Below are 14,061 nucleotides of genomic sequence, written 5' to 3' on the forward strand. Positions count from 1 at the left end.
ATACGGATCGCCTGTTCATCATTTACCTTTCCAAAGTTACGTTTGTTTTACGTCACTTTTGGGGAGTTAAATTTCGGGTAAGCTCACATTGGCAAAAAAGTTAAATGTGAACCAATAGAACCAAAGAGGCTATATCGCCAGGTGCGGCACCATTTTTATGTGCTATTCAAGCATTGCATGCTGTGACTGCAGAAAGGTGTTTGATATATCATACGCCCGCCCCTTGGTTTGGTAATCTTTTATAATCTTCTCACCTAATGCATTTGCAGTCGCTTCAAGAACCATGCAATCCTGCATTTTCGGAAGGTCTGAAATTTTTCTTTCTATTTCCAGGGCAGCACTTTTTCCAAATTCATAATGAGCCAGTTGATGTAATCGTAGGGCATCGAAAAATATGTTGAATTTCTCCTGCTGAGCTGACGTCGCATTGACCAGTCTTGGCAATACGATTCTGGAATTCAAAGTCGTGTAGACGCTGCTAATCCAACACCCATTTCCATGCTTTTCTTGCGACCACTGAAAATGCCAATTGACATACCAATTTGTCAGGCCGTAGGCAGTGCCGCCGTTTGGATGAATGTTTGACGCGGCTTGCAATACCATCTCCAAGGACTGCTCCGGCTTAGCCGTCGCGATGTACCAGGAATACTCCGGCGGATCAAATTTTGTGCTCCAGTTTTTTACGGTGAAGAACAAACTAACGGTACCCAATACGGCATACAGAGCTATGTAATTCCAAAATGAAGTAGGATCGTCAGCACGATAGACTGGTGTAGCAAAGCGACGTGTAACTCTGCCCTGAAATAAGCTGACCACGACTACGATAAAAAAAACGGCGCTAAAGAGCAGTAGCGGGTGAAACCTAATCAAATTTAACGGATTAGACACGTCAGCTCACATTTCTCTATTGTTTAATTTCGTTTTACTTAAATTCGACCGCTATGTGCAGGTAGTTCTCAATCATATGCAGCTTCAATCAGGTTGAGAAAGTTGGAAGACGTTTCCCTCAGGGTCTTCGCCATCGCACATCAATTGAGAAAATCCATCATAACGCTTGATACCACCCATGACTACGCCGGCACTTAATAACGATGCACGTAGCTCAGGCAGTCCTGATTTAACAATAAAAACCATTTTGACGTTTGAACTTGAACGACTTAATGGTAGGTCACGCCAGGGCATACCTACTCGGTGAAAGGCAAGCTCTATTCGGCCAGTGTTAAGTACAACCCACTCATCCGAAATCTCCTCGACAAGGTCAAAGGAAAAGTGTTTTTGGTAAAAGCGTTTCAACAACGAAACATCACGTACATAGAGTATGAGTCGATTCATTGAGAGCGGCATAATTAATCCAATAAATTTAGGTGATTTTATGTGGAAATTTATTCTGCCAATTCTAAACAACAATTGGACTAAAGCTTCACAGGTAGTTACGTGCCAACACTTTTATTTCGAAGAATAACTTTATTCATCAGTTGTGTTTTCAATACGGCCCTGAGCGTTACTCATTAGCTCCTGTTTAACATTCGTATTCAACAAAGTGGTCGCTAAAGGATGCGTCTGTGCGCTTGAATCATTGAATTTCAAAGTGTTGAAACTAGTTTATGGAACTTACAAGATGTTCCGCAAACCAGGTAGGCGGCGACCGATGTCAGTCACAGCGTAGCTGGCAGCAAGTCCCGTCAACGTAAGAAGGGTAACGTGAGCATAAATATTCAGCGGCAAAGTCCGAAAGAGCATTGCCAAGGCAATAATGACCGGGGCATGCAAAACGTAGACGCCGAAGGAACGGTCAGAGAGCCAACGCAGTTTTTTGTTTTCGGCGTTGCATTTGCGTGAGAAAAACATGAGCAAGCCGAGCGAGAGACCGACGCCAACGAGTTGCTCCCAAACAGCGTAGCAGAAAGACTGCCAGTGCCACCCTCCAAAGAATGCTTCTGGTGCCGCTGTTTTCGCACCAATGATAATAATCGTAAGCAACAGGGGCGGACCACCGAATAGGGCTAACTTGCCGCCGATACGAGCGTACGAGGACGAAGCCATTGGTAGTAACCAACCGTTACGTGCTGTACACAAGCCTGCGAGAAAGAACGCAATGTATTGCACAAAGAAACACAGCTGCATATTTAATACACTAGTCCCGATGGGCTGCACGATGCGCATAGTGAAGGAACCTAAACCAAGAGCGAGCGAGAACAACAAGATGAACGTGCCAGTTGGTACGGTAACTGGCCGCGGATCATTGGACCGGGGGCGTGCCAAACGCCAAGCCGCAAACGCCAGACTGAAAAGTAGCAACGCAACGGCGAACCAAAGCGGTCCCGTGGAGCCGATGAATTTTCCCGTACGAAGATAATTAACATAAAACTCTACCGGAGGGCCGAAATTAAAGTCCCACGGATTCAATCCCAGCAGAATGAACGGATGAATCAGCAACATGTAAAGCAATGCCGGAAGTCCGAGACGAAGTAGTCGCTCGCGGACGAAGGCACGTACTCCGTGACGGGCGATTGAGCTGTACGCAAAATAAGCAGAAATAAAGAATAACAGGCCCATGAAAAATGACTGGAGATGAGCCTGCCAAATGATGAACGGAACCTTCTCGGCCAGTGTAGGTTCTTGTGCACTCATAAAGTACCAATCGCCAACATGGCTATAAGTCACGCAGACATGGAGGTTGACGACCAAGATAATCAGCAAAGTACGAAGATTGTCGATCCATGGTAGACGGACAGTAGTGGATGAAATCATACGAGCACCTTACGAAATGAGGTAGCGCAGCCCAGCCTATGAAGGTAAAGTGGGTCACGCATCATGGCACAACACAGTTGGTAAATCAATATTGAATGGATCTAAAGTTTGAGGGGCGGCAAGGTGGCTTTTAATGATCTATATTTTATATATTCACTCTTGATATTGAGTAATCCATTTTGATAATGTAGTGCATGATAAATCTGCTCATACTGAGCAATCGCGGTGATCAGAGCTGACTACTTATCTGTGCCTCGTTCGACACGAACCGTGCTTTTCCTAAAAATCAAAACTGGTCTGCGTATTGACCCTGGCGGATTTCCGGCCCTCTGTTCTAATGCGAGAGTTAGCGCGGGAGCCGTGGCGTTCGAGAATCTCATTTTTTGCAGCTCGAACCTCGGGCTGAACGCGGCGAGCGTGCAGGCGATTTTTTGCGATACGGGTAGCTTCTTCGAGATCAACTGGTGGGATAGGCCAGAATTGTTCTCCAGAACCTGGATCTCCCACTGTAACACCACAATATCGTTGAACTTCAGGCGGCATTTTCCAGGGCTCAAATAACCAACTGTCGGGTACCTTGCGCAATAGTGGCAACCACCGGCGGACGAACCTCCCATCCGGATCGTGATCTCGAGCTTGTTTGATCGGATTGTAAACGCGAGTGGTGTTAATGCCTGTGGTGCCAGACTGCATTTGCATCTGGCTCCAGTGGATACCTGGTTCGTAATCAACAAACTGCGTTGCCAGCCAATCCCCTACCCGCTTCCAGTGCAGCCACAGCGGATAGGCCGCCACCGAAACTAGCATGGCGCGCATCCGAAAATTTAGCCAACCAGTTTCTCTGAGCATGACAACGCAGGCATCTACCAGAGGCCAGCCGGTGCGATTCTGAGTCAATGCTAAAAAATGGTCCTGGTTCCACTCGGCCTCGCGCAAACCATCATAGCCACGATGCATATTGCACCATTCTATTTCAGGTTCGGTCTCAAGCTTTTGAATAAAATGACAATGCCAATGAAGACGACTCATAAATCCTGCCACCCCCTTAGCTGCACGCGAATCAGGGGGCAATTGCTCCAGCTTCTCGGCTGATGCCTGCACCACTTCGCGCATGCTCAAGCAGCCCCAGCTCAAATAGGGTGACAGTCTGGAGCAGGCACTCGGTGCACTTAGGGGCGAAGATATGCCACCTCTATAGGTCGCACTCCGCTCATTCAGGAAGGACTCAAGCAATGCCAGCCCGTGGGCTCTGCCACCCATTTGCATCTGGGCAGGCTGGTCTTCAGCGCGTTGCCAGTTTTCCCACGCAGGCCAGGATTCAGTAGTCCAAGGCAAGTCAACAGTATCTATGGAGAGCAAAGCTTCCTGAGGACTGTTCATCAAGGTCGCCCATTGGCTATTCCATTGATCACGTTTTGACAGGCGCCGGATTACACCATGTTGCCGAAATTCATGCCAGGCAATTCTATTAGCGTGACACCATTTTTCCACCTTCAAATCGCGGGCATAGGTCAACGCATTCCCGGTCTCCTGATGCGAGTAAATTTCTGCCAGGGGCAGCGATTGGTGCAGCCGATTCAGCACATCGACGACCTCGCCCGTGACCACATGCAATCGTGCGCCCAGCAATTGCAATTGCCTGTAAAGGTCGCGCAGGCATTCGCGTAAAAACACAAATTGACGCTGAGAACTGTCGGGACTAAGCCATACAGACGGTTCAATAATATACACGCACAATATTGAACCCAACTGCGCGGCTTTCGCCAGCGCCTCGTGGTCATGCGCTCGGAGGTCACGCTTGAACCAGACCAGTCGTGTGTTCATAGGAGAAGGTGCCGTCAACGTTGTTAATAATTGGGGCGCATTAGCGCCTCTGAGTTGATTGATAGGATACCCTATTTAGAATTTTAAGGCCTGGCCTAAAAAGTCAGGCCATTAAAGGGAGTACGCTACAAACATGACTTTCGAAGTCTAATTTGCCTTTAAGGTTGTAGATAAAGTAAATGCCCGCATGATGATTTTGCAATTGTCTATTTGAATTACCCATGCAAAGAAGTTGCTATTGATGGATTTTCAAATTACAGTTTTCCAGTATCGATGGCGGCAATATGCCGATCGCTGACACTCATCAATTTTCCAGCAATGCTGAAAAATTGCAGAACTGTCGCTTACATAAATATTTTTCTGGATAACCATGAATACAAAACATTTTTCGAATCGTCGGGCAATGATATTACTCGGGACATTAGTACCGTTTTTTACCACCCTTCCCATCCATGCGCAGATGAGAACTGAGGAGAAAGACAAATACCCCATTGAAGCCGCATTATCTGAACTGGCTAAGCTCGAAAATGACCTTGGCGGTGTTTTGGGTGTATTTGCGCTTAACACTGCCAATTCGGCTCAGTTAGCTTATCGGGCGGATGTGCGCTTTCCGGTTTGTAGCACGTTTAAGGTGCTACTTGTGTCCGCTATTTTGGCACATAGTTCGCAGGTAACTGGGCTTTTACAGGAGAGGATTTTTTATAAGCAAAGTGATCTCGTCAATTATTCGCCTGTTTCTGAAAAACACGTTAGCGATGGGATGACGGTGGCCGAGCTCTGTGCGGCGGCGATTCAATATAGTGATAACAGTTCCGCTAATTTGTTGATGAAAATGCTGGGTGGTCCTGGTGTTGTGACTGCTTTTGCGCGATCGATCGGTGATAAAGAGTTTCGCTTAGATCGCTGGGAGACAGAGTTAAATACCGCTTTACCTGGCGATTTACGCGATACTTCAACACCACAAGCTATGGGGCGAAGTCTGAACCGACTCTTGCTGGGAGATGTGCTCAGTGTCGAACAACGCAAACAATTAAAGGTCTGGTTAATGGGTAATACAACCGGTGCGACCAGAATCCGGGCAGGTGTTCCGGCCGATTGGCAGGTTGGAGACAAGACTGGGACTGGTGATTTCGGCACTGCGCACGACCTTGGTGTTATCTGGCCGCCAGGACGTGAACCAGTCGTGGTGGCGATTTACACGCGCTTAACGGAGAAAGATGCGAAGGCTCGCAGTGATGTAATTGCATCAGCGGCAGAAATTATTTCGAGGTGGCTTTGATGTTGGATCGCGTCTACTGCAATAGCAGACCAGCATCCATCGCAACCAGCAAATTAGTATATACCGTTCTTTATTGACGATCAGGCAAATTGCACCGATACGTATTCAAAATCATACGTTTTCCGCATTGCGTGCATTACTTTTTGATTGCTTGCTTAAAATTTCTCAGCAGGAGTGTTTGCAATGTAAATAAGTCGACATTCGAGCCTGTTCAACAAGAATATTCGGCGCAATCTATGTGATAATAAAAAAATATTTTATTCGCTTTAGTAAAATGAGCGCAAAATTTTTATTAAATCCACTTACCAATACCAATGGGATTTAAAGCTATTTTTAACTTTTACAAGAAAAAATGTTGCTCTGTTTCAGGGAATGAATCAATTTTTCTGGATTTAAAAGAATAAAAAGAATATTTTTCGTTCATTTTTGCTGCATTAGTAGTAAGGCAGTGAACGAATTCACTAACAATATTACAAATTCCCTTATCGCTTTTATGTCTTTGTTAAGTAGCACTCAGTTGAACACTCAGATTTTGTATGGCGAATCCAATGCGAGCCTGATCCGCCAAGAGACTCTCGCAGATCTGTTGGAAAATACCGCACGTCGAATTCCAGAAAAAATCGCGCTGGAATTTCAGCAGCAGCAAATAACTTATGCCGAGCTCAATTCACGTGCGGACGTCGTTGCGTCTGCGCTGATCCGGGAAGGTGTGCGCCCTGGACATATCGTAGGTTTGTGGTTGCCGCGTGGCATAGACTTACTGGTGATGCAGGCAGGTATTGCCAAAACTGGCGCTGCGTGGCTGCCTTTCGACGCGGATACGCCTATCGATCGCATCGCTATTTGTCTTGCCGATGCACAAGCAATTGGTCTGTTGAGTTGCAACGACTTTGCTGATGTATGCAATGGCTTATGTTGCAAACTTTGGACCGCCGAAGCACTAGTCTCTCTACCACAAAGCAATCTGCTACGGCGCGAAGCGGCTTCACCTGATTTTCCTGCTTATGTCATCTATACATCTGGATCAACTGGAAAACCGAAAGGCATATTGGTCAATCACGCCAGTATTTGTCATTTTTTGCGTAGTGAAAACGCGGTTTTAGGTATTGAAGAATCAGATAAGGTATATCAAGGTTTTTCAGTGGCATTCGACATGTCATTTGAAGAAATCTGGATTAGCTATTTGGTGGGCGCGAGTTTGTGGATTGCGCCGAAAGAAATTACCGCTGACCCTGATGCCTTGCCGCAGGCTTTGGAAGTAAATCAGATTACGGTGTTACACGCTGTACCTACTCTGTTGGCCTTGTTTTCACAGGATGTCGATAGCCTGCGCCTGATCAATCTGGGCGGTGAAATGTGTCCTGAATCATTGGTCAAGCGTTTCAGCCGCCAAGGCCGCCAGATGTTCAATACGTATGGCCCTACTGAGGCAACGGTATCTGCAAGTTTGGCTGTATTGCATGCGGATCAACCAGTGACGATTGGCACGCCTTTACCCAATTATTCTATGATGGTCATTGCTACTGACATAGAAAATGGTTTGCGCTTATTGCCTCTTGGCGAAACTGGTGAGTTGTGTATATCCGGACCCGGTGTCGCAATTGGTTATCTTGGTCGTCCTGAACTTACTGCTGAAAAATTTTTGAATAACCCATGGGCGACGGTCGAAAGCGAACGGCGTTTATATCGTACGGGTGACCTCGCTTGCATTCAAGCTGACGGTAGTATTCAATGTCTTGGCCGTGCTGATGATCAGATCAAAATTCGCGGTTTCCGAGTTGAGCTCGGTGAAATTGAAGCCCTCCTTGCACAACAACACGGCGTGGGTACGGTCGCTGTTATCCTAAGGCAAGACCAAGGCATTGACCAGATCATGGCCTTTATGGTTCGTGATGACTTGCCTTGCAATCGTGGCGAGAATGAGCTTTCTGAAGCTGAACTCAAAACGATCTTACGAGCCCACTTAAGCCAGCTTTTGCCACCCTACATGGTACCGTCCAGGTTTGAATTTTTATCGGAAATGCCACGTCTGACATCTGGTAAGATCGACAGAAATACGCTAAAAAAAATGGAGCTGGCGGTGGCTCTCAGCTCGGGCGAATCCGATACACCTGATAATAAAACTGAAGAGATTTTATTTGCGACCTTAAACACCCTTTTCCCTGGACAGGCTATTCGTCGTACTGCTGATTTTTTTGTTGATCTCGGTGGGCACTCATTGATGGCAGCGCGTCTTGTTTCGTTGCTGCGCAAACATAGTCGTTTTGCGTATTTCAAAATCGCAGACATTTATCAGCAACGAAGCATAGGAAAAATCGCTGAATTATTGGAAGCCGCGGGTGCGGCTCAGGATGTAATGAGCGACGAGCAAACCGACTGGACACCACCGTCTGGCTGGAAGCGATGGATATGCGGCGCGGCTCAGGCGTTGGTTATTCCTTGGCTGGTAGCGATACGTATGGTGCAATGGTTGGCACCGTTCTTCACATATCACTTTTTGACTGGTGACCCTGACGATTCCAATACCCGGGCAATTTTGTTTTCTGTCGCAACGTTTTTACTATTGACACTGGCGGAGTTTGGAATTGCGATCCTCGGTAAATGGTTGATTGTCGGCCGCTTAAAAGCTGGACGCTATCCTTTATGGGGTATCGCATATTTCCGATGGTGGCTTGCGGATCGTCTGGTTGAAGCAGCACCGACTTATATGCTGAGTGGATCTTCTTTGTATCCCTTATGGTTGCGTGCATTGGGGGCAAAGATCGGTAAAGATGTCACGATTGGCTCGATTACCTTACGCTCACCGGACTTGTTAGATATCGGAGATGGCGTCAGCATAGGTAGCGCCGTCAATCTGGAAAATGCACGGGTACAACATGGTGAGCTGATTCTTGGCTCTATCACCTTGAAAAAAGACGCGTATGTTGGTTCATATTCTGTACTGGAAGGAAATGTCTGTTTAGAAAATGGTGCACATCTGGACGGCCAATCTGCCTTGGCAGATGGCAACGTAATTCCGGCATATCGGGTGTGGAAAGGTTCACCCGCAAAAGACTATGCAGCGTTTGATCAAAACAGTACACAGGCCCGTCCGCTGTTATCACACAAACGCGCATTCGGCGAATTCATATTTTTTGTCACTGGCGCATTACTGATTGGCGCGCTGTTCTTTGTGCCAGTATTTCCTAGCTTCGTGATTATTGACTGGTTTGATAATGCCGATGCGTTTCCGTGGTTGCAGGGTAACTCGATACCATTTCAATTAACCAAATATTTTGTCCTGGCCTTCCCTGCTACGGCAATCTTGATTTTATGTACTGCCCTGCTTTCGGCCGGTATCCGTTGGTTTATTTTGCCTAAATTAAAGCCTGGCATCTATAAAGTTCACGGGAATACCTATTGCCAAAAATGGTTGGTGAATCAAATTCAAGAATCGAGCTTACATGTCTTACACGGGATCTATGCGACAGTATTTGCCCCATTCTGGTACCGCTTATTGGGTGCAAAAGTGGGCAAAGGTGCTGAGATTTCTACCGCTTTGGGGGTGGTGCCAGATATGCTGACTTTAGGTGATGAGACATTTATCGCCGATGCGGTTTTGCTTGGCGATGAAGAAATTGATGCGGGTTGGATGCGCATGCAACCCACTGTCATCTCAAGACGGAGCTTCGTCGGTAACGGCGCGTATATTCCAGATGGCACCATCTTGCCTGAGAATGTATTGATTGGGGTTCATAGTTGTGCTCCGGATAATGCCTTAATGAAGGACGGCGACACATGGTTAGGATCTCCTCCAATACATTTGCCGGCACGTGAAGAAACGAAAGGCTTTCCTGAAAGCCTGACATTTAAACCATCATTTTTCCGGCGTATAGGACGAGGTTTGGTCGAGGCCTTTCGGATCATCGCGCCGCATGCCATTGTGATTGCGGTCGGTTATACAGTAGTGCTGAATTTAATGCCGCTGGCAGGTGATGATCGTTGGATGGAAGTGTTTTTGTCGTTATTGGTTGCTGGTTTGCTTTATGGTGTTGGTAGCTTTGGTTTTGTGTTGGTGTTTAAGTGGCTGCTGATTTATCGTTATAAGAAAGCCAGTGTTCCGATGTGGACTCCATTTGTCTGGCTATCTGAAGGCATTACCAATTTGTATGAAGGGGTAGCGATCCCCAATTTTATGCGCTATCTGCGCGGCACCCCATGGCTGCCGATCGCCTTTAATTTATTGGGATGCAACATCGGCAAAGGGGTATATTTAGATACGACTGATATCACTGAGTTTGATTGCGTTCGCATCGGCGATTATACTGAAATCAATGCACTGGCTTGTCCTCAGACTCACTTGTTTGAAGACCGTGTGATGAAAATTGATCATGTCACGATTGGTGAGCGGGTTTATATGGGCGCACGCAGCTCGGTGTTATACGGCGCAGAAGTGGGTAATGGGGCTAGTTTGGGAGCTTTAACGCTGGTAATGAAAGGTGAATTTATTCCGGCAAATTCAAGCTGGCGCGGCTGTCCTGCTGCAATGACGACTTAATTCCCTCTTTAGGGCTTCTGATGGAACAGCATTTGCCTGCTTTTTTATGGCCACTCCAGTCACACACAGCGCTGGAGTATTTTATTGCTAAAGATGTTGTCGTCATTTATATCACCGTTCCAGAAAATATTGAACGCGATGTGGCCAGACAATCTCTGCGCCTGGCCTTAACAGAAATGCTGGTTGCCGCATTCGATTGCCCTGCGCAGCAGATACGCATAATAAGCATCATTGCTAAAGGGAACTTTGCGCTTGTTGGAGAACAAGAATTGTTTATTTCTATGAGTTATGAGGCGGGGATTGCCATTGCCGCTATCAGCGCCAAAAATCAGCTTGGCATCGACATTCTTCGATTAACACCAGAAATAGAATGGCAAGACCTTGCTCGTTTGTACCTTGGGGAGCAAAAAACTTCAGAGATTCTTGCTGCTCCTGTCCTAAATCAATTTAGATTATTTACAAAATATTGGACGCAACTTGAAGCCAAACTCAAATCCAACGGAATGACTTTGACAGAACACGAGAACCAAATCAGTGCCGCAAATCATCATCTGCTTGCGGACACTGAATTATTTTTGCTCCAAGTCCCGGAAACTTATGTTGCCAGTCTTGCTCTGTCGGCTATGCAATAAGTTTTACTTAGCGTGACAGCTCAAGCATTTCAAATTTAAGGTACTTGGCAAGTATCATCACTACTACTTCATCCCAAATATAAAGTTTAGCATCGCCTCTTTGGTCTGATCCACTTACATTTGCAGAGCATCACCATTTTGCCTTAGACAAAATAATCAGCCATTTTTTGCAAAATAAAATTTCTAAATGACCTGCTTGCACACCGCTAGAGCAATCAAATACAGGGTTTACATGGTAAGCGCGCTGTCTGTAATCACGACATACGAAAATCTCACGGCGCCCCAAACGCATCAAAAAAGAAGTTGGTGCCAATTGCAAACTGAATCGTGTATCGAAAGCTTGTTGTATGTATGCCATGGTGAATCTCCGTGTCGGTAGATAATACAAAAATATCATGAAGGACATCTTCGAAACTTTTTATAATCACTGCGCTCGTCTTTTGTCCATGGAAAGTACTTTAACATAAAATACTGTATATGCAATCAGTATTTGTTCTATTGTTGCTTATCTCTGACATGTAAATATCTCTTCAAAATATCTGACGTGCTTGCTGGTATTGGTTTAGCGGGCATTTCCATTGATTTTTAAAAAATCTTTTGAAGTTTCGTGGATAACACAATATACTGTATATTTAATCAGTATATTGTGTTATCTTATGCTTACTCAACCTCCATTGCCAATCAGTCGCACTCATTTGCCGGGTGGAATGGAGAGTTTTCACCCTGATATTTGGCGCGCATCACAATTAGCCCAAGATAACCATGCTACGTTGAGCAGCGGCTATGTGGCGTTGAATGAAGAATTACCAAATGGTGGCTGGCCTTTAGGGCAACTCATTGAGATTCTGGTCGCGCAAGCTGCAACGACAGAAATCAAACTGCTGCTACCTGCTTTAAGAAACTTAGGGAACCGTCCCGTTGCGCTACTCGCGCCACCACATATCCCGCTGGCCTGTGCCTACCAGGCAGAAACGAGCATGAACATTCCTTTGCTATGGATAGCCAGCGCTAAACACATCGACAGTTTGTGGGCTGCAGAGCAAATTCTTAAAAATGGTAGCTGTGGTGCCTTATTGTTCTGGCAAACACAAATTAAAACAGAAGCCTTGCGACGATTACATTTGATCGCTCAAAAATCGCAAACTTTGTTTGTTGTTATACGCCCCTTGCAAGCTGCGCAATCGCCATCTCCCGCAGTGTTGCGACTGGCGCTCAAGCCTCAGGCATCGGGAATACAAGTTGATATACTCAAGCGGCGTGGCGCTGTCAGCGATACACCTTTGTTTTTATATCTGAACAATCACCCTTACCTGACTCTGAAATCTACTGAGTATACGCATCCCGACAAGATCAACAGGTTTGGTAAAGACGTTGATTTTCTCAGTAGCTTGAAAAATGAATTATCAAAAGAGGCAGCAAAAGATCTACACAGTTCTGCCGGCGTTAAATGAGTTACCGCTATGCCTGACGCCATCCGCTTCACCAGAAAAGCACCGATCAACAAACCTGCACCGCATAGCGAGACATTGTGTATTGCAGTGCATTTACCGGCACTGCAGCTGGAAGTATTTGTTCCGCTTTGGCAGCAAGTAGAACGTGAGTCTGCAAGCGTCGTCTTAAAACAAAACCGCGTGATCGCTATGTCGGATGATGCACGCAAGGCAGGTGTGCGAGCTGATATGCGGCGCGGTGGCGTGCAGATGCTCTTACCGGAGGCACAGTTTTTTGTACAAGATAGTGAAAGAGAAGCTGCAGCGATATCGGCTATCGCACTGGCTTTACTGCGCTACACCCCACAAGTCAGTATTGCCGACAATGCGAGCATCTTGCTCGACATCGGCGCCAGCCTTCGATTATTTGGTGGCTTACGCTCCTTGCGCCAGCAAATCCGATCCACCGTTAATACTCTAGGCTATAGCCTGACAACAGGATGTGCGCCGACAGCCAAATCTGCATGGTTATTTGCCATTCATGCTGCACGCCATCAACACCGTCAACGTCAGGGGCATGTTTGTTTGCAGATATCACGTTTGCACAAGGCACTGGATCAGTTGCCCATACACTTATTGATGAACGCACTTGCGTGGCAGGATTTTTTACATGGACTAGCATGTTATCGGCTGGCAGATTTACGTGCCCTGCCACGTCCGGGTCTGCAACGTCGATGCGGCAAGACCTTGCTGGAGGAGCTGGATCAAGCCTATTCTTTGCACTCAGCACCACAAATATGGGTAGTTGCCGATCCGGAATTTCATGCCAGACTTGAACTACCAGATCGACTGGACAGTACCGACGCCTTATTTAGTTACAGCCGCAACCTATTGTGTCAATTATCAGGATGGCTCAATGCCCATCACCTGGCGGTCAAACAGATACGTCTGGAATTACAGCATGAGCGTGGTCGTCAGGCTGTGCCGCCCAGCATGCTCGATATTCAACTCGCCGAAGCAAGTTGGCAAGAAGCGCACTTGCTGCCACTATTTAAAGAAAAGTTAGCACACCTCCACTTACCAGCAGCCGTAATTGCTCTAAGCTTGCATGCTCCTCATACGGTAGCACTGGAAGTGTCTAGCGATTCTTTGTTCCCTGATACCTTGAGCAAGCCGGAAGAGCACCAACACTTACTGGCGCTCCTGGTAGCGCGGCTAGGTGCCAATCATGTGTTGCGCCCATTCCCCAAGGCAGATCACCGGCCTGAAATCGCTAATCAATGGATATCGGTGATGCACAACGATAAGCTATCCGATAAAAAAGTAGCTTCTACCTCATTATTAAGACCCAGTTGGTTGCTCAACCAGGCGATTGCTCTTGAAGTTCGCAGACATAAGCCCTGCTTTGGTTCTGAGTTAAATCTGATTTCCCCCGCCGAACGTATAGAAGCCGGTTGGTGGTCAGATCAGACGCAAGTACGAGATTATTTTGTCGCAGTAGATAGCAATCATGTGCGCTACTGGATTTACCGCGAACGGCCTTCGCATGCAGAAAATACAGAGCCAAGCTGGTTTTTACACGGTATCTTTGGCTGATCTGGGCACAGT

Annotated in this window: 10 protein-coding genes; 5 read left to right on the forward strand and 5 right to left on the reverse strand. The window is 46.6% G+C overall.

The window, feature by feature from the left end:
- Positions 1-162 precede the first annotated feature (162 nt).
- The 4 genes from ACO0KY_RS13265 to ACO0KY_RS13280 form a co-directional block, all read right to left on the reverse strand.
- A complete protein-coding gene (locus ACO0KY_RS13265) occupies positions 163-888 on the reverse strand; it encodes a DUF922 domain-containing protein (RefSeq protein WP_423046757.1) in 726 nt (241 codons plus the stop codon).
- An 84-nt stretch (positions 889-972) separates the two neighbouring features.
- Positions 973-1,344, reverse strand: coding sequence for a VOC family protein (locus ACO0KY_RS13270; protein ID WP_423046759.1), 372 nt, complete (start codon positions 1,342-1,344; stop codon positions 973-975).
- Between the two features lie 267 nt (positions 1,345-1,611).
- On the reverse strand, positions 1,612-2,751 hold the full coding sequence (locus ACO0KY_RS13275) for an acyltransferase family protein (RefSeq protein WP_423046761.1): 1,140 nt from the start codon (positions 2,749-2,751) through the stop codon (positions 1,612-1,614).
- Between the two features lie 279 nt (positions 2,752-3,030).
- Entirely contained in the window at positions 3,031-4,575 is a 1,545-nt protein-coding gene (locus tag ACO0KY_RS13280) for a deoxyribodipyrimidine photo-lyase/cryptochrome family protein (protein ID WP_423046763.1), read from the reverse strand.
- Between the two features lie 370 nt (positions 4,576-4,945).
- On the opposite strand from ACO0KY_RS13280, the gene bla reads away from it, so the two are divergent.
- From bla to ACO0KY_RS13295, 3 genes are all read left to right on the forward strand, one after another.
- The gene (bla, locus tag ACO0KY_RS13285) at positions 4,946-5,854 is read left to right on the forward strand and encodes a class A beta-lactamase (RefSeq protein ID WP_423046765.1); all 909 of its coding nucleotides are present in this window, start codon (positions 4,946-4,948) and stop codon (positions 5,852-5,854) included.
- A 493-nt stretch (positions 5,855-6,347) separates the two neighbouring features.
- Positions 6,348-10,391: a Pls/PosA family non-ribosomal peptide synthetase gene (locus ACO0KY_RS13290; protein ID WP_423046767.1), complete on the forward strand. Its 4,044-nt coding sequence runs from the start codon at positions 6,348-6,350 to the stop codon at positions 10,389-10,391.
- Between the two features lie 20 nt (positions 10,392-10,411).
- The gene (locus ACO0KY_RS13295) at positions 10,412-11,023 is read left to right on the forward strand and encodes a hypothetical protein (protein ID WP_423046769.1); all 612 of its coding nucleotides are present in this window, start codon (positions 10,412-10,414) and stop codon (positions 11,021-11,023) included.
- 130 nt (positions 11,024-11,153) lie between these two features.
- Here ACO0KY_RS13295 and ACO0KY_RS13300 read toward each other — a convergent pair whose 3' ends face one another.
- Positions 11,154-11,381 carry a hypothetical protein gene (locus ACO0KY_RS13300; protein ID WP_186910846.1) on the reverse strand — a complete coding sequence of 76 codons (228 nt, stop codon included), beginning with the start codon at positions 11,379-11,381 and terminating at the stop codon, positions 11,154-11,156.
- 298 nt (positions 11,382-11,679) lie between these two features.
- On the opposite strand from ACO0KY_RS13300, the gene imuA reads away from it, so the two are divergent.
- Positions 11,680-12,474, forward strand: a complete 795-nt coding sequence (gene imuA / locus ACO0KY_RS13305; RefSeq protein ID WP_423046771.1) for a translesion DNA synthesis-associated protein ImuA — start codon at positions 11,680-11,682, stop codon at positions 12,472-12,474.
- Between the two features lie 9 nt (positions 12,475-12,483).
- On the forward strand, positions 12,484-14,049 hold the full coding sequence (locus ACO0KY_RS13310) for a Y-family DNA polymerase (protein WP_423046774.1): 1,566 nt from the start codon (positions 12,484-12,486) through the stop codon (positions 14,047-14,049).
- Positions 14,050-14,061 lie beyond the last annotated feature (12 nt).

It is taken from the genome of Undibacterium sp. Dicai25W, assembly GCF_049340505.1.
Taxonomy (GTDB): Bacteria; Pseudomonadota; Gammaproteobacteria; order Burkholderiales; family Burkholderiaceae_D; genus Undibacterium; species Undibacterium jejuense.

Excerpts from the sequence above, each read along its gene's own strand:
- ACO0KY_RS13275 (WP_423046761.1), bottom strand. The coding sequence starts at position 2,751 with ATGATTTCATCCACTACTGTCCGTCTACCATGGATCGACAATCTTCGT.
- ACO0KY_RS13270 (WP_423046759.1), bottom strand. The coding sequence starts at position 1,344 with ATGCCGCTCTCAATGAATCGACTCATACTCTATGTACGTGATGTTTCG.
- imuA (WP_423046771.1), top strand. The coding sequence starts at position 11,680 with ATGCTTACTCAACCTCCATTGCCAATCAGTCGCACTCATTTGCCGGGT.
- ACO0KY_RS13295 (WP_423046769.1), top strand. The coding sequence starts at position 10,412 with ATGGAACAGCATTTGCCTGCTTTTTTATGGCCACTCCAGTCACACACA.
- ACO0KY_RS13290 (WP_423046767.1), top strand. The coding sequence starts at position 6,348 with ATGTCTTTGTTAAGTAGCACTCAGTTGAACACTCAGATTTTGTATGGC.
- ACO0KY_RS13280 (WP_423046763.1), bottom strand. The coding sequence starts at position 4,575 with ATGAACACACGACTGGTCTGGTTCAAGCGTGACCTCCGAGCGCATGAC.
- ACO0KY_RS13310 (WP_423046774.1), top strand. The coding sequence starts at position 12,484 with ATGCCTGACGCCATCCGCTTCACCAGAAAAGCACCGATCAACAAACCT.
- ACO0KY_RS13300 (WP_186910846.1), bottom strand. The coding sequence starts at position 11,381 with ATGGCATACATACAACAAGCTTTCGATACACGATTCAGTTTGCAATTG.
- bla (WP_423046765.1), top strand. The coding sequence starts at position 4,946 with ATGAATACAAAACATTTTTCGAATCGTCGGGCAATGATATTACTCGGG.